Source organism: Streptomyces otsuchiensis, assembly GCF_004305975.1.
Classification (GTDB): domain Bacteria; phylum Actinomycetota; class Actinomycetes; order Streptomycetales; family Streptomycetaceae; genus Streptomyces; species Streptomyces otsuchiensis.
In genome coordinates this window covers 1-20,404 of sequence record NZ_BHZI01000084.1, presented here as the reverse complement: position 1 = coordinate 20,404, position 20,404 = coordinate 1, and the positions used below count along the sequence as shown (strand labels likewise).

Here is a 20,404-nt window from a genome sequence, read left to right as displayed (position 1 = left end):
GGGTGGGGCCGGGGGCGGAGGTGGCTTCGCGGTGTAGCCGGCGGCCTCGACGGTGGCGATCAGGTCGTCGACGGTCGTGCCGTCGGCGTAGCTGGCCCGGGCCTTCTCCGTCGCGTAGTTGACGCTGGCGGTGACTCCTTCCATCCGGTTGAGCTTCTTCTCGATCCGGACGGCGCAGGCGGCGCAGGTCATCCCGCCGATGGCCAGCTCGACCTCGGTGGCTGTCTCGGTGCCGGTGGTCATCGTGTCTTCCTTCTCCCGCGAACCTCTTCATCATACCCCTCTGGGGTATCTCTCCTTCCGGTATACCCCTCCCAGGTATGAGACGCAAGACGGCGGCCGCCCTGCGGTCCCCCATCTTGACCTGATACCCCCAGGGGGTACCCTCGGTCCGGGTGCGAGCGGCACCGACGACCAGACGAAGAGGAGCGGGACCATGGGCATCAGAGACATCACGGAGCGGCTGCGACAGGGGCTCCCCGACGACGGGCGAGGCGCCGCGCTGCGGATCTCCGCCTTCGGGCTGGCACTGGCCGCCGTCTTCGGCGCCGCCTTCGCCGCCGGAGGCGTGCTCGACCCCATCGGCCAGGAGTCGCGGCCCGCCGGCGACCACCAGGACACCGAACAGCACACAGAAGAGCACGCCGAGCAGGACACAGAGCGGGACACCGAACAGCACACCGGCCACGGCGCGGGCTGAGCCCGGACGGACGCGCCCCGGTGGTCGCCGCCCGAGCCCGCCACTACGGTCGCGATACCGGAGGGAGCCGCCCATGCCCCAGCACGCCGACCGCTCGCGGAACCGGGCGAGCGTCCGCCACAAGCTGCGCTACGCCGCCGGGAACCCCGGCCGCGTCCCCGCCTACCTGCGCCGCACCGCGCGCGACCTCCTGCTGCGCGCCCGGCACCGCGACCACGTCGCGTACTACCGCGCCGTCATGGCGTCGGACGCCGGACGCAGCCCCGAGGCAGCCGTCGGGAGCCGCAGCCACGACCGGTGGCTGGCCCTGGGCGAGATGCAGTTCCAGTACCTGCTGCGGCACGGGCTGCGCCCGGACCACCGGATGCTCGACATCGGCTGCGGCAACCTCCGGGCCGGATGGCGGTTCATCGAGCACCTGGACCCGGGCCACTACTACGGCATCGACATCTCGCCGGACATCCTGGTGCACGCCAAACGCACCCTGGTGGACCGCGGGCTCCAGGGGAGGCTGCCGTATCTGACGATCACCGACGACCTCACCCTGGACTTCCTCCCCGACGACCACTTCGACGTCGTCCACGCGCACAGTGTCTTCTCGCACTCGCCGCCCGAGGTGATCGACGAGTGCCTCGCCCACGTGGGCCGGGTCCTGCGGCCGGAGGGCTTCTTCGACTTCACCTTCGACCGGACCGAGGGCCGCGAACACCAGGTGCTGCGTGAGGACTTCTACTACCGGACGGAGACGCTGACCGCGCTCGCCGCCTCGCACGGACTGGTGGCCACCCTCATGGTCGACTGGGAGGACCTGCCGCACGGGCAGTCGAAGATCAGAGTCACCCTGCCCGCCGCCGACCGGAGCCCGGACGCTCCCCCGGAGCGCCCGTCCGACGCCGCCGATCCGGGCCGCGACGCCCCCGCCTGACCGCTCCGTCCGCGCTCCCGCCCGTGCCCGGAGGGGCGGACCGGGCCAGATCGAAGAGATCCGCCTGCGCCGTCATCATGGTGGCGCCGCCCACCCCCGCCCGGCGCCGCGCCACCTCCCACTGGACCAGCAGCACCGCGTCCGTCCACTGCCCGGCGTGCAGGGCGCGACGCGGCAGCGCGGTCGTCCGGTGGAACGGCAGATTGCCGACCAGGACGTACGGCGCCGACGGCAGCCGGTACCGCAGGAAGTCGGACTCCACGACGGTGGTGGGCGGCCGGGCGAGGCGTCGCAGTTCCCGGGCCCGCCGGCCGTCGACCTCCACAGCGGTGAGCGGCCGGCCGGGCGCCTCCAGCGGAGGCGTCAGCGCGCCGTCGCCCGGCCCGATCTCCAGGATCGGGCCCGAGGTGCGGCCGACGAGGCGGACGATCTCGGCGACGACGGAACGGTCGCTGAGGAAGTTCTGGCCGAACTCACCGCGCGCCCTTGACTTCAACCCAACATGAAGTCGCAGCGTGGACGTAAGACAGCCACAGCGAGCACCACGACGAACGGACACCACCACGCTCGCCCTCGCACGTCTCGCGGCCCCACGGCCTCGCGGCCTCGCGGCCTCCGCCAGAACCGATCTCGCGGGTGCCAGTCCGGTTCTCGCGCCTGAGGGGTGGACGACGACGAGGGGAGGTCCGGCATGGGCGAGGCGGAACGGACGCGCCCGCTGCGCACGGCCGTGATCATCGGCAGCAACCGGGAGAGCCGGGCGGGGGACGCCATCGGCCGCTGGTTCGCCGGGGTCGCCGCCGCCCGCGGCGACCATGAGATCGACCTGCTCGACCTCGCGGAGTGGCGGTTCCCCGAGCGGTTCCCGGACCGGCCCGACGAGGCCGTCACCGCCTTCACCGAGCGGCTGGACCGCGCCGAGGGCTTCGTGATCGTCACCCCGGAGTACAACCGCGGCTACCCGTCCGCCCTGAAGGAGGCCGTCGACTACGGCTACGACGAGTGGCAGGCCAAGCCTGTGGCATTCGTCTCCTACGGATACCACTGGGCGGGCCGCTACGCTGTCGAACAGCTGCGGCCGGTCTTCACCGAACTCCACGCCGTCACCCTGCGCGACGGACTCCACCTCGACCTGCTCGCCGAGGACACCACCGGCGCGGAAGCGCTGGAGCGCCGCCGGCGCACCGCCCACACCCTGCTGGACCAGCTCGGCTGGTGGGGCCTGACCCTGCGCGAGGGACGGGCCGCCCGGCCCTACGTCGCCTGACCGCCGCCCGGGCCCGCCACCACCCGCCGGGGCGCGGCCCCCGCGGCCACCGAGACCGAGACACCCGGACCACCCGAACCGCCCGAACCGCCCGAACCGCCTGAACCGCCTGAACCAACGACGACTTCTGCTCCGCCCGCGAGGGGGACGAGGGGAACACGATGACCGACCCACACGCACCAGCCGTCGAGACGAACGGGCTGGTGAAGATCTACGGCGACAACCGCGCGGTCGACGGCGTCGACATGACCGTGCCCAAGGGCGCCGTCTACGGCGTCCTCGGCCCCAACGGCGCCGGCAAGACCACCACCGTCAAGATGCTCGCCACCCTGCTGCGTCCCGACGGCGGCACGGCCCACGTCTTCGGGCACGACGTCCGCACCGAGGCGGCGGCGGTCCGCCGCCGCGTCGCCATGACCGGCCAGTACGCCTCTCTCGACGAGGACCTGACCGGCCTGGAGAACCTCACGCTCCTCGGGCGGCTCACCGGCTACCACAAGCGTGACGCGCGGGCCCGCGGCGAGCAGCTGCTGACGGCGTTCGGCCTGGAGGAGGCCGCCGACCGTCAGGTGAAGAAGTACTCCGGCGGGATGCGCCGGCGCGCCGACATCGCGGCGAGCCTGCTCAACGTGCCCGACCTGCTCTTCCTCGACGAGCCCACCACCGGTCTCGACCCGCGCAGCCGCAACCAGGTCTGGGAGATCATCCGGACCATCGTGGCCACCGGCACCACCGTGCTGCTCACCACGCAGTACCTGGAGGAGGCGGACCAGCTCGCCAACCGGATCGCCGTCATCGACCACGGCAAGGTCATCGCCGAGGGCACCCCGGGCGAGCTGAAGTCGTCCGTCGGCGCCGGCGCCGTGCACGTCCGGCTGCGGGACACCGGCCAGCGGGAGGAGGCGCGGCGGCTGCTCGCCGCCTCGCTCGGCGCCGACGTCGAACTGGACGCGGACCCGGTCGCGCTCACCGCGCGGATCTCCACCACCGCCGACGACCGGGCCGCCGCCGAGCGGGCGTCCGCCGCGCTCGGCGAGCTGGCGCGCGCGGGAGTCGTCGTGGACGACTTCTCACTGGGCCGCCCCAGCCTGGACGAGGTCTTCCTCGCCCTCACCGGGGAGAAGCCCGCCCCCGACGCGACCGCCGGCGACGCCGGTGGCCCCGACGCGCAGGACACCACCAAGGCCACCGCCGGCGTCGCCGCCGTCACCGAAGGGACCAGGGCATGAGCACCGCCACCACCGACAACGCCACCGACGGCGCACAGCTCCGTCCGGTGGCGGACAACCTCAGCGAGCTGCTCGTCAGCCGTGAACAGCCCCCACGCCCCAGCGCGCTCTCCGCGTCGCTGACCTTCGGCTGGCGGGCGATGCTGAAGATCAAGCACGTCCCCGAGCAGCTCTTCGACGTGACGCTCTTCCCGATCATCATGACGCTGATGTTCACCTACCTGTTCGGTGGTGCCCTCGCGGGTTCACCGACCGAGTACCTGCAGTACCTGCTGCCGGGCATCATGGTGATGAGCGTGATCATGACGACCATGTACACGGGCGTCTCGGTCAACACCGACATCCAGAAGGGCGTCTTCGACCGCTTCCGGACGATGCCGGTCTGGCGGCCGTCACCGATGGTCGGCTACCTGCTCGGTGACGCCCTGCGCTACACCGTGGCGTCCGTGGTGATCCTCATCGTCGGCCTGATCATGGGCTTCCGGCCGGAGGGCGGACCGCTCGGAGTGCTGGCGGGCATCGCCCTGCTGGTCGCGTTCTCGTTCTCGTTCTCGTGGATCTGGACCATGTTCGGGCTGCTGCTGCGCTCGGACAAGTCCGTCATGGGCGTCTCGATGATGGTGCTCTTCCCGATGACCTTCCTCAGCAACATCCTGGTGCAGCCGGACACCATGCCGGGCTGGCTCCAGGGCTTCGTGGAGGTCAACCCGGTGGCGCACCTGGTCGCCGCCGTGCGGGACCTGATGGCGGGGCACGTCAACGCCGCCGAGCTGACCTGGACCGTGGTCGCCGGCGCGGTCCTGATGCTGGTCTTCGGCTCGCTGACGATGCGCATCTACAACCGCAAGTGAGCGCCGGTGGGCGGCCGTCGGAACGGCCGCCCACCACCCGGCGCCCGCACGCGCGCGGGCGCGGCCGTCACAGTCGCCAGGACGTCGGGTCCTCGGGCCGGTAGCTGCACCGCGCACCGGTGGAGACGCTCGCCCGCAGATGCCGGGCCAGTTCGGGATGGCGCGCGTCCAGCTTCCGCAGCGTGTCGCGGATGCGGGCGGTGACGGTCTTGCGGGCGCGTTCGGCGTCGTCACCCAGCCTGCGGCTCCGCCCCGCGAGCCCGGCCGCGGCCCGCAGCTCGTCGAGCAACGCCTGCCGCTCCCGGTCGTGTTCGGCGGCGCGTTCGTCCTGCCCGAGCCGGGTCGCGCGGTCGATCTCCTCGTCCAGCGTCTCCAGCCGCCGCTTGTAGGCGGCCCGGGCCCGCTCGTCCAGCACCTCGTCCCCGCCCAGCCCGTGCGCGACGGCCACCTCCTCGCCGCCCTCCGGCGCCAGCAGCCGCGCGGCGGGAACGTCCGAGCCCGGGCTGCCGAGCAGCAGCCGCAGATCGCGCAGCCCCTTGGCGTCGGGCAGATGGACCGTGCGGCCCGCGTAGGTCAGCTGCCACACCGCGCCGTCCCGGCGGAACTCCCTCGCGGCGGGCGCCACTTCGCCGGCCACCGCAGCGATGGCGCCGCCACCGTCGCCGTCCGTCCCGGCCCCGGCCTCCGGGGGCAGCAGCCGCGCGACCGCGTCCGACATGCCCAGCCGGGCCGCCTCCGCCAGCGCCTCACTCCGCAGCCGCGCCGCCCGCACCGCGTCGCTCCCGGTGCCGCCCGGCACCTCCGCCGCGTCCGCACCCCTGACGACCGACGCGTCCGCGCCCCGGCCGTCCCGGGCCGCCAGCACCGCCGACAGCCGCGACCGCGCGAGGAGCGCCCACGGCCGCACCCCCATCCGGTCCGCCGTCGCGATCGCCCCCGAGAACGCCGCCTCCGCCGCGTCCCAGCGCCGGTCGGCCGCCTCCACGACGCCCAGCCAGTACGGCACCGGCCCGCTGATGTCGCAGCCGAAGAAGGAGACCAGCCACTGGTCCTGGTGCGGTGCGAGCTGCCGACGGACCCGCTCGCACAGCTCCGGGTCGCCCGCGGCGGCGGCCGCCTGTGCCTGGAACCTCAGCCAGAGCGGGTGGATCGCCCGGGGATAGTCCTCCGCACGGGCCTCGGCCGACGCGTAGTGCACCAACCCGGCGACCGTGTCGCCCCGTTCCAGCGCGGCGATGCCCAACAGGACCTCGGGATAGGGGTGTCGCACCGCCCGCAGCCGGTCCGCGACCTCCGGGGCACCGGCGTCCTCGCCCTTCAACAGCCGTATCGCCCACTGGTGGTGATCGACCAGGAAGGTGAAGTAGCTGCCCTCGGCCTTCACCGTCATCCGCGCCAGATGCGCCTCGGCCTCCTCGAACCGTCCACGCGTGGCGCAGATCACCGCACTGTCCATGGCCGCTGCGACGGTGATCTGCGGCGGCACCCCGGGGCCGTCGACCGCCGCCAGGAACGACCGGTACCGCTCGTCGTAGGCCGGGTCGCCCTGTTCCAGCTTGCAGACCCAGCGCAGCGAGGAGACGACGTACCGCATCATCTCCTCGTCTCTGCGGGCGAGCACCGTGAGGAGTTCCTCCACGATGCGCTCGCGCTCGGCCGCGGTGCCCAGGCCCCAGATGGCATCGTGCCGGGCCCAGAGCACGAACATCAGCGCCTCGTCGTCCCCGACGGTGCGGGCCAGCGTCTCCGTCCTGACCGTCAGCTCCTCGGCGATGCGCGCCATCTCAGCGGCGTCCGGCGCGCCCTCGCCTCCGCCACCGAGCGCCAGCGCCCGGTGCGCCTCGGTCAGCACCTCGCCCCGCAGCTCGGACATGCCCGAACCGAGGCCCGGATTGCCGTAGAGCGCCAGCGCCACCCGGGCCAGCAGGGCCGGATCGCCCACCAGACGGGTGCGCTCCACCACCTCCCGGTAGAGCTCCGCCGCCTCCTCCAGATGGTTGCCCTGGCTCAGGTGGGAGACCAGCTCCAGCGCGACCGTCACCACCCGGGAGGGAGCGATCCGGTCCGGGCCGGCGCGCCAGGCGACCTCGTGGGCCCGCCGGGTGTGGCGCAGCGCCTCGTCGAAAGCGAACCGGCCGTGGGCGTCGTCCGCCGCGGCGCTCAGCAGGTCGGCGGCCTCGTCGGCCGGTATCTCCGCTCCGGCCAGATAGGCGTGCCGCGCCAGTTCGGCCGGTGGCAGCTGCGGCTTCCCCGCGCCGCCCCGCCTGCGGCGGCCCGCCCGCACGGCGGCGGCGTGCCGCTCCCGGGCGCCGGTCTCGCTCAGGCTGTCGTAGAGGGTCTCCCGGAAGAGGTCGTGCGCGAAGCAGAACCGGCCGCCGCCCTCGGCGGTGACCAGCCGCCCGTTGACGGCCTGCGCCAGCAGCGCGTCGACCTGGGCGGCCGGCGCCGCCACCGACTCGGCGAGGACCTGCCGGGAGAACTCGCGGCCGAGCACCGCGGCGGAGACCAGCAACTCCCTCACCGGCGGCGGCAGCAGCGACAGCCGGCGGCGCAACGCCTCACTGACGCCCGGGGTGATCGCCAGCGCCGTGCCGCCGCTCGCCCACAGCCGGGCCGCCTGCTCGACGAAGAACGGGTTGCCGCCGGTGCGTTCGTGCACCTGGGCGGTCAGCGCCTCGCCCGGCTCGCGGCCCGCGGTGCGGGCCAGCAGGGTGGCCACCTCCTCGCGGCCGAGGCCGGTGAGCGTGATGGTGGTGGCCTTGGACTGGAGCGGGCCCAGCACGGCGCCGCGGCTCCGGGCGCTGTCGGGTGGGCCCTGCGCGGGGCGGACGGCGGCGGACGGGGCCTCGACGGACGGTTCGGCGACGGGCGACGCTTCCAAGGGCCACGCTTCGAAGGGCGACGCTTCGAAGGGCGACGCTTTGAGGGCAGTCGCGGTGAGGGGCGGTTCGGCGACCGGCGTCGCGCCGAACTCCACCTCGACGTCACGGTAGGTTCCGATGATCAGCAGCCGCTCGAACCAGGTGTGCTGGACGGCGAACTCCAGCAGCCGCAGCGACGCGGAGTCCGCCCAGTGCAGGTCCTCCAGGACGACCACGACCGGGCGTCGCTGCGCGGCGGTGACCAGTGCCGTCGTCACGGCGTCGTAGATCTCGAAGGTCCGCCCGTCGGGCCCGCCGGTGCCCGCCTCGCCGAGGAGTCCGGCGAGGCCGCCGTCGGGCGGCGCGGCCACGGCGTACTGCTCGGGCGGAAGCGCGCGCCGCATCCCCCGGATCACCTGGACCCACGGCCAGTAGCCCGGGGCGTGCGCGGAGTCCCAGCAGCTTCCGCCGAGCACCAGCGCGCCCGCCCGGCGGGCCTCGCGCACCGCCTCGGTGACCAGCGTGGTCTTGCCGATACCGGCCTCACCGGTGACCAGGACCAGGCCACCGTGGCTCGACAACGCGCGGCTGACCTCGGCGTTCAGCACCGAGGCCGGGTGTTCCCTTCCGAGCAGCGAGCCGGCCGATGTCGTCACCCGACCATTAGACGTCATCGGTCTGACAGTCTCCACGGGGTTCGCTTCCGGCCCCCGCGCCCCGCTCGGCCGCTTCCGGGTGTCCGGCCGGCTCACGCCTCGCGGTAGAGCGCGACCAGCACGCCGTGCACGGCCTCCTCCTCCCCGGCCTCCTCCGTCTCCTGGACCAGCCGCTCCAGGGCGGAACGCAGCCCGGCCGCCTGGGCGTCGGTCAGCCGCAGATGGCGCAGGGCGAGGAGCGGCTCCTCCGGTGAGCGCGTCAGTTCCTCGGCGACCGCGCCGAGCATGGCCCCCGAGGGACCGGGGCGGTGCTCGGCGACGACGAGGTGGCGGGCGGTGCGCCCGTAGTGGTGCTCGGTGCCGCCACGCACCCGCCGGGTCGCGGTGACGGTGACCAGGCCCGCGTCACGCAACACCCCGAGGTGGTGGGAGATGTTGCCCTTGCCGGTCTCCAGCGCGCCGGCCAGGGCGCTGATGGTGGCGGGGGCGCGGCCCAGGTGGAAGAGGAGCCGCTGGCGCAGGGGGTGGGCGAGTGCCTTGAACTGGGCGGGGGCGTCGATCTCCAGCACGTCCGCCTGTTCCGGTGCGGGGGCCTGCTCCGGCGCGGGGTCCTCGGGCGGGCGTGGCGGTGGCGGGGCCGGTGGCTCCGGGGCGCCGGGTGGCTCCGACGGTCGTGGCGGTCGCGGTCTCTCGGGCGGTGGCGGTGTGGGGGCCATGGACAAAGCGTCCAGTTTCATTGACGCTTTCGCAAGGGGCGTGCTGTACTCCACTCGCCGTCACACCCCGCCCTGCCGCCCACCGCCTGGGGAGAATCCCATGTCAGCCACGCTCCAGCCAGGTGAGATATCCCGGATCGTCGAGCAGACCGCAGCCCGGGTCCTGGAGCACTACGTGTTCCCCGCGACGGCCGCCCGGCTCGCCGCGCTGCTGCGCGAGCGGCTGTCCGCGGGCGCCTACCACCAGGCAGGGGAGCCCCGCATCCTTGCCGAACTGGTTACCGCCGACCTCCGCTCCGTCAACGGCGACCTCCACCTGCGGCTGCGCCACCTGCCCGAGCCGGCGTCGGACGAGGAGGGCGCGGCGGTCCGCGACGAGATGGAGCGCGCCGCCGACCTCACCATGGGCGGGATACCGCGCGTCGAGCGGCTGACCGGCGGCGTCGCGCTGCTGGAACTCGGCCGCTTCCTGCTGCCCGTGCGGGACGCGGGCGACGCGGTCACCGCCGCGTTCACCCTGGTGGCACGCAGCGAGGCGCTGCTGATCGACCTGCGCGGGTGCCGGGGCGGCGACCCCCGGACGGTCTCGCTGCTGTGCAGCTACCTCCTCGACGAGCACACCCAGCTCAACACGATGCGCTACCGCGACGAAAGCCGGACGACGCAGTCCTGGACCCTGCCCTACGTCCCCGGCACCCGCTACGGAACGGCGCGTCCGCTGTTCCTCGTCACCGGCCCGAAGACCTTCTCCGGCGCCGAGGAACTCGCCTACAACATGCAGCAGTTGAAGCGGGGAAAAGTCGTCGGGCAGGCGACCGGCGGCGGCGCGCACCCGCAGATCGGATTCACCCTCCACCCGCACCTGGAGGCCACCGTCCCCAACGCCCGCGCGGTGAACCCGGTCTCGGGCACCAACTGGGAGGGCACCGGCGTGGTGCCCGACGTCCGGGTACCGGCCGACGACGCGCTGACGGCGGCGCACCGCCTGGCGCTGGAGGCGATCACCCGGGGCGGGCGGGAAGCCCCCTCGGTCGCCGAGGCCCGGGAGGAACTGCGACGGCTGGAGGAGCTGTCGGCGGCCTCCCCCGGCGACATCACCCAGAGCGCAGGAACGGATGCGGACGAGGCGCAGCCGGTCAGCTGACGCCCCCTCGGCGACCGCCACCCGACACGGCATCGACCTGGGGAAACACGGCACGGAAGACCCCCGCCGCACTCGGTGCGCGCGTCCCGGGCGCCGGTGCCATGCTGGATCGAAAGGGTGCTCAGTACTCCATGGAGGGATGCACTCATGATCACCACAACCACCCCCGGCGCACCGTGCTGGGTGGACATCGGCTCCCGTGACATCGAGGCCACGTCGGACTTCTACCACCAGGTCCTCGGCTGGGAGTACGTCTCCGCCGGGCCGGACGCCGGTGGCTACGGGATGTACCAACTCGGCGGCGAGAGCGTCGGCGGGGTCGGGCCGCTCACCGAGGAGGGCGCCTCCTCCGCGTGGATGACCTACTTCACCACCGACGACGCCGCCGCCGTCACCGAGACGTGCAGGCAGGCGGGCGGCGAGGTGCGCGTCGAGCCCATGGACATGATGGGCACGGCCGTCATGGCGCAGCTGACCGACCCCACCGGCGGCCAGTTCGCCGTCTGGCAGGAGACCGGCGACCGGGAGGGCGAGGGCGGCCTGCGCACCGACGCCCCGGGTTCGCTGTGCTGGGTCGAGCTGTACACCGCAGACGCCCCGGCGGCCCGCACCTTCTACCAGCAGGCGTTCGACTGGCAGGTCACGGACATGCCGATCCCCGGCGAGGCACCGGGGCTGTACCACGTGATCACGGCCGCCGGGGGCAACCCCGAGAAGGACGGTCACGGCGGCATCATGGGCATGCCCGCCGAGAACCTCAAGGACGGGCACGCCTACTGGAGCCCGGTGTTCGAGACCACCGACTGCGACGCGGCGGCCGAACGGGTCGCCGCGGCGGGCGGCACCGTGCAGATGGGACCGGTGGACATGCAGGACGTCGGCCGTGTCGCCACCTGCCTGGACCGGTTCGGCGCCAGCTTCTCGCTGCTGACGAGCGCGGGCTGATCCGCAGCGGGCTGACCGGCTGACCGACGCGGATGGTCCCGCCCCTTGGGAGGGGGCGGGACCATCCGCGTCGTCCGTGCGTGGCGCGCCGCGCGGCCTCAGGCGGTGGCGTCCGCCTCGGCACGCATCGCCATCAGCTCCCAGACGTGGCCGTCCGGGTCCTGGAAGCTGCCGCCGTACATGGGGCCTTCGCTGAAGGTGGGCTTCCACGGCTTGCCGCCGGCGGCCAGCGCCCGGGTGACCAGGGCGTCCACCTCGTCGGGGCTTTCGGTGGTGACGCAGGTCAGCACCTCGGTGGTGGCCGGATCGGCGATCTCGCCGTTGATGAAGCCCTTGAACGGCTTCTCCTCCAGCAGCATCGCGTAGATGTTGTCCTCGATCTCGACGCAGAGCACCTCCTCGTTGGAGTACTCGTCGTTGAACCCGAAACCGAGTGCCGCGAAGAACTCGCGCGAGCGCGCGACATCCCGGACCGGCAGGTTCACGAAGATCATGCGCATGGGATACCTCCTGCTCGTGCCGCCGGAGAACCCCGGTTCCACCGCTCGGAGAACGGGCTGTCCGACGACGTGCTGACGGCCCCGCGACGGCCGTGGGCGCCGTCCGGGAACCCCCCGGGGAGAAGAGCGCCGACGCGCCGGGGGCGGCGGCGACGGCCTCCCCGTCGATCGTCTCACCGGCGCGCCGACCACGCCGCCCGGCGCGAACCGGCGCCGACGCCCACCGCCGGAGCCGGCGCGCCCGCCCGCACCCGCCGCTCCCCCGACCGGCGCGGGCTCACCCTCCGTCACCGTTTCCCCGCTGATCGGCCACACTTCTTCCCCAGGACGGCAGTCGTCGGACAGGATGTCTGGATGTCCCACACCGCACACGGCGCCACCCCTCGCCAGATAGCCGACGAGCACGTCGAGACCGTCACCGACCTCAACCCGATGATCGCCGAGATGCTCGGTACCCGCCCCGGCAGCGACCTGCTGCCGGACCACTCGCCCGCGGGCCAACAGGCCATCGCGGACGCCCAGCGCGCCACCCTCGCGCAGCTGGACACCACCGGCGACCCCGCCGACCTCTCCCCCGAGCAGCGCCGCACCGCCCGCCTGCTGCGCGAACGCCTGGAGTCCGCGCTCGACGCGCACGACGCGGGCGACGGCCTGTGCAACCTCGACAACCTGATGTCGCCGGTCCAGGGGCTGCGCACCATCCTGCTGACGATGCCGAAGAACAACGACGACGACTGGGCCGTCGTCGCCCGGCGGCTGAACCGCCTGCCGGAGGCCGTCCGCGGCTACCGCGCCGCGCTGGAGGCCGGCATCGCGCGGGGCCTCACCGCCGCGCCCCGGCAGTCCGAGACCGTGATCGAGCAGCTCTCGCCCGAGGTGGTCACCGGCTGGTACGGCCGCCTGGTCGCCGCCGGTCCGGACGCGCTGCGCGGCGAGCTGGACGCCGCCGCGGCGACCGCCGCCGAGGCCATGGCCGAGCTGCGCGGTTTCCTCACCGACACCTACCTGCCCGCGTCCGCGGGCACCGAGGACGCGGTCGGCCGGGAACGCTACCTGCGCGGCGCCCGCCGCTGGACGGGCATGAACCTCGACCCCGAGGACGCCTACGCCTACGGCTGGGAGGAGTACCACCGCCTCTACGCGGAGATGACGGCCGTCGCCGACGCCATCCTGCCCGGCTCCTCCCCGCACACCGCGATGGAGCACCTCAACGCGCACGGCGAGGCCATCGAGGGCGAGGAGAACATCCGCGTCTGGCTCCAGGAGTTCATGGACCGCGCCATCAAGGACCTGGACGGCACCCACTTCGACCTCGCCGACCGCGTCAAGCGCGTCGACTCCATGATCGCGCCGCCCGGCGGAGCCGCCGCCCCGCACTACACGCCGCCGTCCATGGACTTCTCCCGTCCCGGCCGCACCTGGCTGCCGACCATGGGCGAGACCCGTTTCCCCACCTGGCCGCTGGTGTCGATCTGGTACCACGAGGGTGTGCCCGGCCATCACCTCCAGCTCGCCCAGTGGCGGCACGTCGGCGACACCCTCTCCACCTTCCAGGTGTCGATCGGTTCGATCAGCGCCTCCACGGAGGGCTGGGCGCTGTACGCCGAGCGGCTCGCCGACGAACTCGGCCTGCTCACCGACCCGGCGCACCGCCTCGGCTATCTGGAGAACCAGATGCTGCGGGCGATCCGCGTGATCATCGACATCGGCATGCACCTCAAGCTGCGCATCCCGGCGGGCGCCGGCTTCCACGAGGGCGAGACCTGGACGCCCGCGCTGGCGCAGGAGTTCCTCGTCCGGCACAGCGGCATGAGCGAGTCGTTCAACGTCTCGGAGATCATCCGCTACCTGGGCATTCCCGGGCAGGCGATCAGCTACAAGCTGGGCGAACGCGCCTGGCTGGCCGGACGGGACGCGGCCCGCGAGGCGCGCGGCGCCGAGTTCGACCTCAAGACCTGGCACATGAAGGCGCTGTCGCTGGGCGCTCTCGGCCTGGACGACCTGGCCGACGAACTGGCCGCTCTGTAACGGGTACCGCACCGGCCGTACGCGCGAAAGCCGCGCCGCCCGGCCGCACCCGCCACACCCGCCCCGGCCGTCCGGGGCGGGTGTGGCCGGGCACCATCCGGGTGAGAACACAGGGAGAGCGTCGCCGCGCCACCGGCGGGCCACCGTCACCACCGTCTCGGACGAGAAGCGAGGACTGCCACTCCCATGACCGACAGCAACGATCACCGCACCGGCGACGCCCCCGACCCGAGCGGTGAGCGCACACCCCGCCGGATCGGCGACGACCTCGTCGAGGTGGTCTGCGACTACGAGCCGACCTACGCGGAAACGCTCGGCATGCGTCCCGGAAGCGACGCCGTGCCGGACTACTCCCCGGAGCGCCACGACCAGTTCGTGACCGACCTGGACCGGCTGGCCAAGGAACTGGACACCGTGGCGCCGGTGGGACGGCAGCTGGACCCGGCCGAGCACCGCGCGGCGCGGCTGATTCGCGAGCGCATCGGCGCGTTCAGTGTCATCCCGCTCAACACCGCGCTCAACAACCTCGGTTCACCGACGCAGAACCTGCGGATGATGCTGCTGCTGTCGCCCCGCACCACACCGGAGGAGTGGGCGGCCCTCGGACGCAGGCTCGCCGCACTCCCCGGCTCGCTCCAGGGGTACCGCGCGTCGCTGGAGGCGACCCTGACCCGGGGGCCGAAGGCGGCGCCCCGCCAGGTGGAGACGCTGATCGAGCAGCTCGCGGAGAGCGACTCCTGGTACCGGGGCCTCGGCGAGGGCGCGCCCGAGACGCTGCGCGCCGAGGTGACGGCCTCGGCAGGTGTCGCGGCGGACGCCGTGCGCGAACTCAAGGAGTACCTGGCCGACGGCTATCTGCCGCGTGTGCAGGACCAGCCGGACGCCGTCGGCGAGGAGCGGTACCGCATCGGCTCCCGCTACTGGACCGGCTCCGAACTGGATCTGGAGGACGCCTACGCCTACGGCTGGTCCGAGTTCCACCGGCTCCGGGAGGAACTGGGCGCGGTGGCCGAGCAGATCCTGCCCGGCTCCTCCCCGCGCGAGGCGATGGAGCACGTCAAGGCGCACGGCGAGGCCGTCGAGGGCGAGGAGAACATCCGCGTCTGGCTCCAGGAGTTCATGGACCGCGCCATCGACGCCCTGGACGGCACCCACTTCGACCTCGCCGACCGCGTCAAGCGGGTCGAGTCGATGATCGCGCCGCCGGGCGGCGCGGCCGCCGCCCACTACACCCCGCCGTCCATGGACTTCTCCCGTCCCGGCCGCACCTGGCTGCCGACCATGGGCGAGACCCGCTTCCCCACCTGGGACCTGGTCACCACCTGGTACCACGAGGGCGTTCCCGGCCACCACCTCCAGCTCGCCCAGTGGCGGCACGTCGCCGACACCCTCTCCACCTTCCAGGTCAGCCTGGGGTCGGTCAGCGCGTCGACCGAGGGCTGGGCGCTGTACGCCGAACGGCTCGTCGACGAACTCGGCCTGCTCACCGACCCGGCACACCGCCTCGGCTACCTCTCGGAGCAGATGGTCCGCGCCGTCCGGGTCGTGATCGACATCGGGATGCACCTGCGGCTGCGCATCCCGGCGGGGACGGGCTTCCACGACGGCGAGGTGTGGACCCCGGCGCTGGCCACGGAGTTCCTGCTGGCGAACACCGGCATGGAACCGCAGTACGCGGAGTCGGAGATCACCCGCTACCTCGGCATGCCCGGCCAGGCCATCAGCTACAAGCTGGGCGAACGCGCCTGGCTGGCGGGCCGCGAGGCGGCACGCGCGCTGCACCCGGAGGACTTCGACCTCAAGTCCTGGCACATGAAGGCCCTTTCGCTGGGGTCGCTCGGGCTGGACGACCTGACCGAGGAGCTCACCACGCTGTGAGCACCGAAGCGAGCGGTGCCCGCCCGGACGCGGCGGGCACCGCACCACCGGCGGGCACTACCCGACCGGCTCGCACCGCCCCACCGGCGGGAGCGCACGCTCCCGCCGGGTCCGGGCCGCTCGACGGCATCGCCCTCGACCACCGGCTCCGGATGGTGCCCGCCGACCCTGCGGAGTTCACCCGGCGGCTGGAGACCGCCGCCGCCGAGCTGGCCGAGGAGCGCCGCAACGGACAGGCCGACTTCGCCCGGACCCGCGCCGTCGGCGTGGGCCTCCTCGTCCTCGGCCGGCTCGACCACGCCCGCGCGGTCCTCACCGACGCGTCGGCCCTGGCCGACACCACCGCCCGGCGGATCGCCGTGACGATCAACCTGGCGGACGCCCACCGCTACGCAGACACCGACGAGGGGCGCGCCGCGGCGGAACCGCTCTATCTGCGCGCGCTGGAGCTGGCCCGCCTGCACGTCCCGGAACGCGTGGACTTCGCGCTGCAACACCTGGCGAAGCAGCGCATCGACTCCGGCCGGTTCGCCGAGGCCCGGCTGCTGCTGGACGAGGCCCTCGCACTCCGCGTCGCCGCGGGCGACGCCGAACTGATCGCCTCGACCCGGCAGGCGCTCGCCCACCTCTCCGCCCGCGAGGCCGGCTGAGCCTCGACGGCATCGGCGGGTCCGGCCGGTTCGTCTCCCGTCAGCGCCGCGCGCCGGGCAGACCGAAGAGCGGCAGGCACGGTTCGAGACCGGTGACACTCACGGCGGTCCGCCGGTGCGCCCGCCAGTCCTCCCGGGACAGGCGCAGCCGGTGCTCGGTCACCTTCTCCCCGCGCACCACCAGGCGTTTGCAGCCGTCGGCACGGTAGCCGAGCTTCCGCGACACCCCGCGCGAGGCGTGCGAGTCGCTGAACGCGGCGGAGGTCGACTCCTCCGCGCCCAGGCCGGAGAACGCCAACTCCAGTACGGCCGCCCGCATCTCGGTGCCGAAGCCCCGCCCGTGGTGCCGCAGGCCGAGCCAGGAGCCGGTCGCGGTCTCGCGCAGCACGGCGAAGTCCTTCGCCGCGATGTCCTGGAGGCCGATCACCCGGCCCTCCTGGAAGACGGCGAGCCCGAGGGACCAGTCGTCCGGGACCCAGTTCCCCCGGCCGCGCCAGTGGTGCTGGACGACGGACCTCGCGCGGTCGGCGGGCGGAGCGTCGGTCCAGGGCACGACGAACGGCATCCGGTCCGACTCGTGCACGCCCTCGGCCGCGAGATCGGCCAGTTCGGCGAGTTCGTCCTCGGTCGGCAGCCGCAGTTCCAGGCGGGGCGTGTTGAGGCGCAGGCCCAGCAGGGGCCAGTGGTCCGTCAGCATGGTCCATGGTCCCGCTGTCGACGGTCCCCCGGCACCCGGTTTTCCGTGTCGTGCTCGGGGCCGCTCACGCGTGCGGGCCGACCGACACCGGGCCCACGGTGAGCTCGGCCTCCCGCATCTCCTGGATCTCCGCCAACCTGTCTGCCTGGGCAGCCAGTTCGGCGGCGAGGCCCGCTCGCAGCGGAGTCAGCGGCTCCACGGTGATCCTCAACCGCCGCCCGCTGCGGACCTGGTGCCACACCCCACCGACCTGCCCGTCGACCAGCAGCAGCGGGTAGTTGCCGGCCTGACCACGGTGGAGCGCCCGCTCGGCGGCCCGCCCCGCGAAGAGCCGGGAGCGCGGATGACTGCCGACCCCGAACACATCGAAGTACGGCAACAGCCGCAGCCCGCGCGGGGGTTCGGTGTGGACTGGGTCCCCGGCGACCTGCCAGGCCAGGCCCGACCCCAGGACGTGCACCGGCTCCACCGCGCCGCCGAGCGTCCGGAAGACCTCCTCGCCCCAGCGCGCGGGTGCCGCCAGCCAGTGCGCGAACTCGCCCGCCGTAGCCGGACCGTAGCTGTGCAGATAGCGCAACGCGAGGCGCCGGGCCGCCGGTTCCGGGTCCATCGGCACAAAGCCCGGCAGCCAGCGTGCCGGACTGGTGTAGGTCACCCGCCGGCCCCGGTCCGGCCCGAAGCAGAGCGCGCCACGGTGCCCCAGCAGGTGCTGCGCCCAGCGCCATCGCGGCCAGCGGGTGCCGAACGCCTCCATGACCGGGTCGGCGGCCCACGGTCCGGCCTCGGTGGCGAGCACGTCGGTGAGTTCGTCGGTGGTGAGTTCGGCGTCGGCCAGCACCCGGGGCAACGCCGCCGCGAGGGCTTCCACCTGGTCGTCGGTGAGCAGCCGTTCCCTGCCTGACCGCCGCGTCGCCGCCGACGCAGCGGTCAGGGCACCGCTCCACATCGGCAGATCCCGGGCGGGCACCAGATGGACGGTTCCGCGCGGACCGTACACCTTGACCAGGGAACGGTCCGTCCACAGCGCCTCGCGCACCCGGCGCCGGTCCACCCCGTCGACGCGCAGCGCCACGGAGACCTCCGCCGCCGACATGATCTGCGCGTGGGCGCCGCACATCGCCGCGACCACATCGGCGATCCGCTCGGATGCCGTGGCCTCGCTCACCGGCGCCGGGGCGTCGAGGCGGTGACGCGCGAGCCGCCGGGCCGTCACCTCGCTCCAGGCCACCCCGGGGCCACCGACCGCGCCGGGCCGGCCGGATTCCTCGCGTGAATCACTCATATCGCCACGCTAGCCCCCAATCCGGATGGTTTCGGCGCGGCCCGGCCGGGGACCGCCTCCCGCCCGTCGCACGGTGAACAACCGGACCCGTTACTGTGCCCTCGGGGACAGACCACGACCGCCCGGGACCAACGCGGCGGACGTCTGGGGGAGAGTGGGATGGCGGAACAGGACGGCAACCGCCCGGGGCGCCGCGGCAAGGAGTTCACCTTCCGGCCACTGCGGCTGGAGGACCCCAACGAACTCGCCGGCTTCCGGCTGGTGGCACGGCTGGGCAGCGGCGGCATGGGCACCGTCTACCTCTCGCACATGGCCGACGGCCGCCCGACCGCGCTCAAGGTGGTCCGCCCGGAACTGGCCGAGGCCCCCGACTTCCACCGGCAGTTCGAGCGCGAGGTCGGCTCGGCACGGCGGGTCCAGGGCCGGTTCATCGTCCCGGTGCTGGAGAGCGACACCGAGGGACCCGTCCCCTGGCTCGCCACCGACTACGTCCAGGGGCCCTCGCTCGGCGAGGCCGTCGGAGCGCACGGGCCGCTGCCGGACCGCCCGGCCGCGCAACTGGCGGCCGGCGTCGCCGACGCGCTGCGCGCCATCCACGGAGCCGGGCTGGTCCACCGCGACCTCAAGCCGTCCAATGTGCTGCTCGCCGCCGACGGCCCGCGCGTCATCGACTTCGGTATCGCCCGTGCGGCGGACGCCACCACCCTGGTGGGCAGCGGCGGCCGACGGGTCGGCACCCCGGGCTTCATGGCGCCCGAGCAGATCCTCGGCGGGGAGATCACCCCGCAGGCGGACATGTTCGCGCTGGGGCTGCTGACCTGCTTCGCGGTCGCCGGGCGCGGCGCCTTCGGGCGCGGCGAACCGGACGTGCTGCTCTACCGGATCGTGCACGACCAGCCGGACCTCACCGGCTGCCCCGACGGGCTGCGCGACCTCGTCGAGGCGTGCCTGGAGAAGCAGCCCGGCAACCGGCCGGTCCCGGACCAGGTGATCGAGGCGTGCCGGGTCCTGACCGGCGAGGACACCCCGTACCCGGTCGACGGCTGGCTCCCGGCCGCCGTCGCCGCCGAGGTCGCCGCGCGGGAGGCGCCGCGGCTCGCCGAACCGGAGGCACCGGGGTGGATGGGCGGCGCGCTGCCGGGGCAGAGCGCCCAGGGCGGCGCCTACCGGGGCGGGTTCGGCCCGGTGGTCATCCGGCCGGAGGCGACACCGGAGGGCCACACCCCGAGCACCGTCGGGGCGGCCGGAGCGCCCCGGACACCCTGGCTGGAGCAGCCGTCGGACACTCCCCCGGCCGGCGCACCCGGCGGCGGGCAGCCCGGCGGAGACGACCCCGACGACGAGGCGGACGGCGAGGCGGGCAACGAGGCCGACGACGACGCCGAGGACTACCCGGACGAGGCGGAGCGCACGCCGGGCACGGGCGCGGAGGTGGACGCGGTACGCGTCGGCGCCCCCTCGGGCTTCGTCCCGGCGGGCGGCCCCGAGCCCACTCCGCACAGCGCACCGGCCCACGGGGTCGCGGCGCCCGCTGCCTCGAACGTCGCTGCCTCCCACGTCGGCCCGGCCGCCGCACCTGCCACGCACGCACCTGCCACGCACGCACCGGGACCGCACGCCCCGGGGCCGCCTCCCGGGCCGGGCCGTGCCGGCGGGCCGGACACCTTCGGCGGGCCGACCGTCGCCCCGGCCGGAGCGGCGCCACCACCCGCGAGGCACCGGCGTTCGCGCGCGACCGCACTGGCGGCGGTCGCCGTGGTAGCGGTCCTCGCCCTGGTCGCCGGTGGCGTCCACGCGCTCGGCCTGCTCGGCGGCGACGACAGCGGCGAGACCCGCGACGTCGCGGAACTGGCACCCGACGAATCGACCCGGATCCCGTCCGACGAGGCGACCGAGGAGCAGACACCCGAGCCCGACGCCGACGAGTCCCTCTCGCCCGCCTCCCCGGACCCCGAGGACGAGAAGGACGAGGACGACGCCAGGGACGAGGACGACCCGGAACAGACCGACAACACCGACGAGAGCGACGCGGACGACACCGCGGACGCACCGAACGCCCCCGACCAGCCGGCGCC

At 73.8% G+C, this 20,404-nt stretch carries 17 protein-coding genes and 1 pseudogene; 11 read left to right on the top strand and 7 right to left on the bottom strand.

Annotated elements, in window-relative coordinates; translation table 11 throughout:
* Positions 1-243, bottom strand: a 243-nt coding sequence (locus tag E0D90_RS10510; RefSeq protein WP_130797481.1) for a cation transporter, incomplete at its 3' end; no start/stop codon positions are given.
* Positions 244-436: 193 nt separating this feature from the next.
* Here E0D90_RS10510 and E0D90_RS10505 point away from each other — a divergent pair.
* Positions 437-700, top strand: coding sequence for a hypothetical protein (locus E0D90_RS10505; RefSeq protein WP_130797480.1), 264 nt, complete (start codon positions 437-439; stop codon positions 698-700).
* 73 nt (positions 701-773) lie between these two features.
* Positions 774-1,625 (top strand): class I SAM-dependent methyltransferase, encoded by an 852-nt coding sequence (locus tag E0D90_RS10500; RefSeq protein WP_130797479.1) that lies wholly within the window; start codon positions 774-776, stop codon positions 1,623-1,625.
* Between the two features lie 64 nt (positions 1,626-1,689).
* Here the strand turns inward: E0D90_RS10500 and E0D90_RS10495 are convergent.
* Positions 1,690-2,121 (bottom strand): annotated as a pseudogene (locus E0D90_RS10495) (rRNA adenine N-6-methyltransferase family protein); the annotation flags it as partial.
* A 195-nt stretch (positions 2,122-2,316) separates the two neighbouring features.
* Here E0D90_RS10495 and E0D90_RS10490 point away from each other — a divergent pair.
* The 3 genes from E0D90_RS10490 to E0D90_RS10480 all read left to right on the top strand — a co-directional run bounded on the left by E0D90_RS10490 (position 2,317) and on the right by E0D90_RS10480 (position 4,972).
* Positions 2,317-2,892: an NADPH-dependent FMN reductase gene (locus tag E0D90_RS10490; protein ID WP_130797478.1), complete on the top strand. Its 576-nt coding sequence runs from the start codon at positions 2,317-2,319 to the stop codon at positions 2,890-2,892.
* 161 nt (positions 2,893-3,053) lie between these two features.
* Entirely contained in the window at positions 3,054-4,121 is a 1,068-nt protein-coding gene (locus E0D90_RS10485; RefSeq protein ID WP_130797477.1) for an ATP-binding cassette domain-containing protein, read from the top strand.
* Positions 4,118-4,972, top strand: coding sequence for an ABC transporter permease (locus E0D90_RS10480; protein WP_103503627.1), 855 nt, complete (start codon positions 4,118-4,120; stop codon positions 4,970-4,972). Before E0D90_RS10485 ends, E0D90_RS10480 begins: the two co-directional genes overlap by 4 nt.
* Before the next feature lie 67 nt (positions 4,973-5,039).
* Here the strand turns inward: E0D90_RS10480 and E0D90_RS27770 are convergent, their stop codons facing one another.
* Together E0D90_RS27770 and E0D90_RS10470 are read right to left on the bottom strand one after the other, a co-directional pair.
* Positions 5,040-8,489, bottom strand: coding sequence for an ATP-binding protein (locus E0D90_RS27770; protein WP_227870122.1), 3,450 nt, complete (start codon positions 8,487-8,489; stop codon positions 5,040-5,042).
* Positions 8,490-8,581: 92 nt separating this feature from the next.
* Entirely contained in the window at positions 8,582-9,058 is a 477-nt protein-coding gene (locus tag E0D90_RS10470; protein ID WP_227870121.1) for an ArsR/SmtB family transcription factor, read from the bottom strand.
* A 247-nt stretch (positions 9,059-9,305) separates the two neighbouring features.
* Between E0D90_RS10470 and E0D90_RS10465 the strand changes: the two genes are divergently transcribed.
* Complete coding sequence (locus E0D90_RS10465; protein ID WP_130797475.1) at positions 9,306-10,349, top strand: S41 family peptidase; 1,044 nt, start codon at positions 9,306-9,308, stop codon at positions 10,347-10,349.
* Positions 10,350-10,496: 147 nt separating this feature from the next.
* Positions 10,497-11,294, top strand: a complete 798-nt coding sequence (locus E0D90_RS10460) for a VOC family protein (protein WP_130797474.1) — start codon at positions 10,497-10,499, stop codon at positions 11,292-11,294.
* A 98-nt stretch (positions 11,295-11,392) separates the two neighbouring features.
* Here E0D90_RS10460 and E0D90_RS10455 read toward each other — a convergent pair whose 3' ends face one another.
* The gene (locus tag E0D90_RS10455) at positions 11,393-11,794 is read right to left on the bottom strand and encodes a VOC family protein (protein ID WP_130797473.1); all 402 of its coding nucleotides are present in this window, start codon (positions 11,792-11,794) and stop codon (positions 11,393-11,395) included.
* Between the two features lie 354 nt (positions 11,795-12,148).
* On the opposite strand from E0D90_RS10455, the gene E0D90_RS10450 reads away from it, so the two are divergent.
* The 3 genes from E0D90_RS10450 (at position 12,149) to E0D90_RS10440 (ending at position 16,350) form a co-directional block, all read left to right on the top strand.
* Complete coding sequence (locus tag E0D90_RS10450; RefSeq protein WP_130797472.1) at positions 12,149-13,822, top strand: DUF885 domain-containing protein; 1,674 nt, start codon at positions 12,149-12,151, stop codon at positions 13,820-13,822.
* Between the two features lie 186 nt (positions 13,823-14,008).
* The gene (locus tag E0D90_RS10445; RefSeq protein ID WP_130797471.1) at positions 14,009-15,700 is read left to right on the top strand and encodes a DUF885 domain-containing protein; all 1,692 of its coding nucleotides are present in this window, start codon (positions 14,009-14,011) and stop codon (positions 15,698-15,700) included.
* Positions 15,697-16,350 (top strand): hypothetical protein, encoded by a 654-nt coding sequence (locus E0D90_RS10440; RefSeq protein WP_130797470.1) that lies wholly within the window; start codon positions 15,697-15,699, stop codon positions 16,348-16,350. Before E0D90_RS10445 ends, E0D90_RS10440 begins: the two co-directional genes overlap by 4 nt.
* Positions 16,351-16,390: 40 nt before the next feature.
* Here the strand turns inward: E0D90_RS10440 and E0D90_RS10435 are convergent, their stop codons facing one another.
* Both E0D90_RS10435 and E0D90_RS10430 read right to left on the bottom strand, forming a co-directional pair.
* Complete coding sequence (locus E0D90_RS10435; RefSeq protein WP_130797469.1) at positions 16,391-17,047, bottom strand: GNAT family N-acetyltransferase; 657 nt, start codon at positions 17,045-17,047, stop codon at positions 16,391-16,393.
* Between the two features lie 64 nt (positions 17,048-17,111).
* Entirely contained in the window at positions 17,112-18,329 is a 1,218-nt protein-coding gene (locus tag E0D90_RS10430) for a winged helix DNA-binding domain-containing protein (protein ID WP_130797468.1), read from the bottom strand.
* 159 nt (positions 18,330-18,488) lie between these two features.
* Between E0D90_RS10430 and E0D90_RS27765 the strand changes: the two genes are divergently transcribed.
* A partial coding sequence (locus tag E0D90_RS27765; RefSeq protein ID WP_130797467.1) for a serine/threonine-protein kinase occupies positions 18,489-20,404 on the top strand: 1,916 nt, incomplete at its 3' end.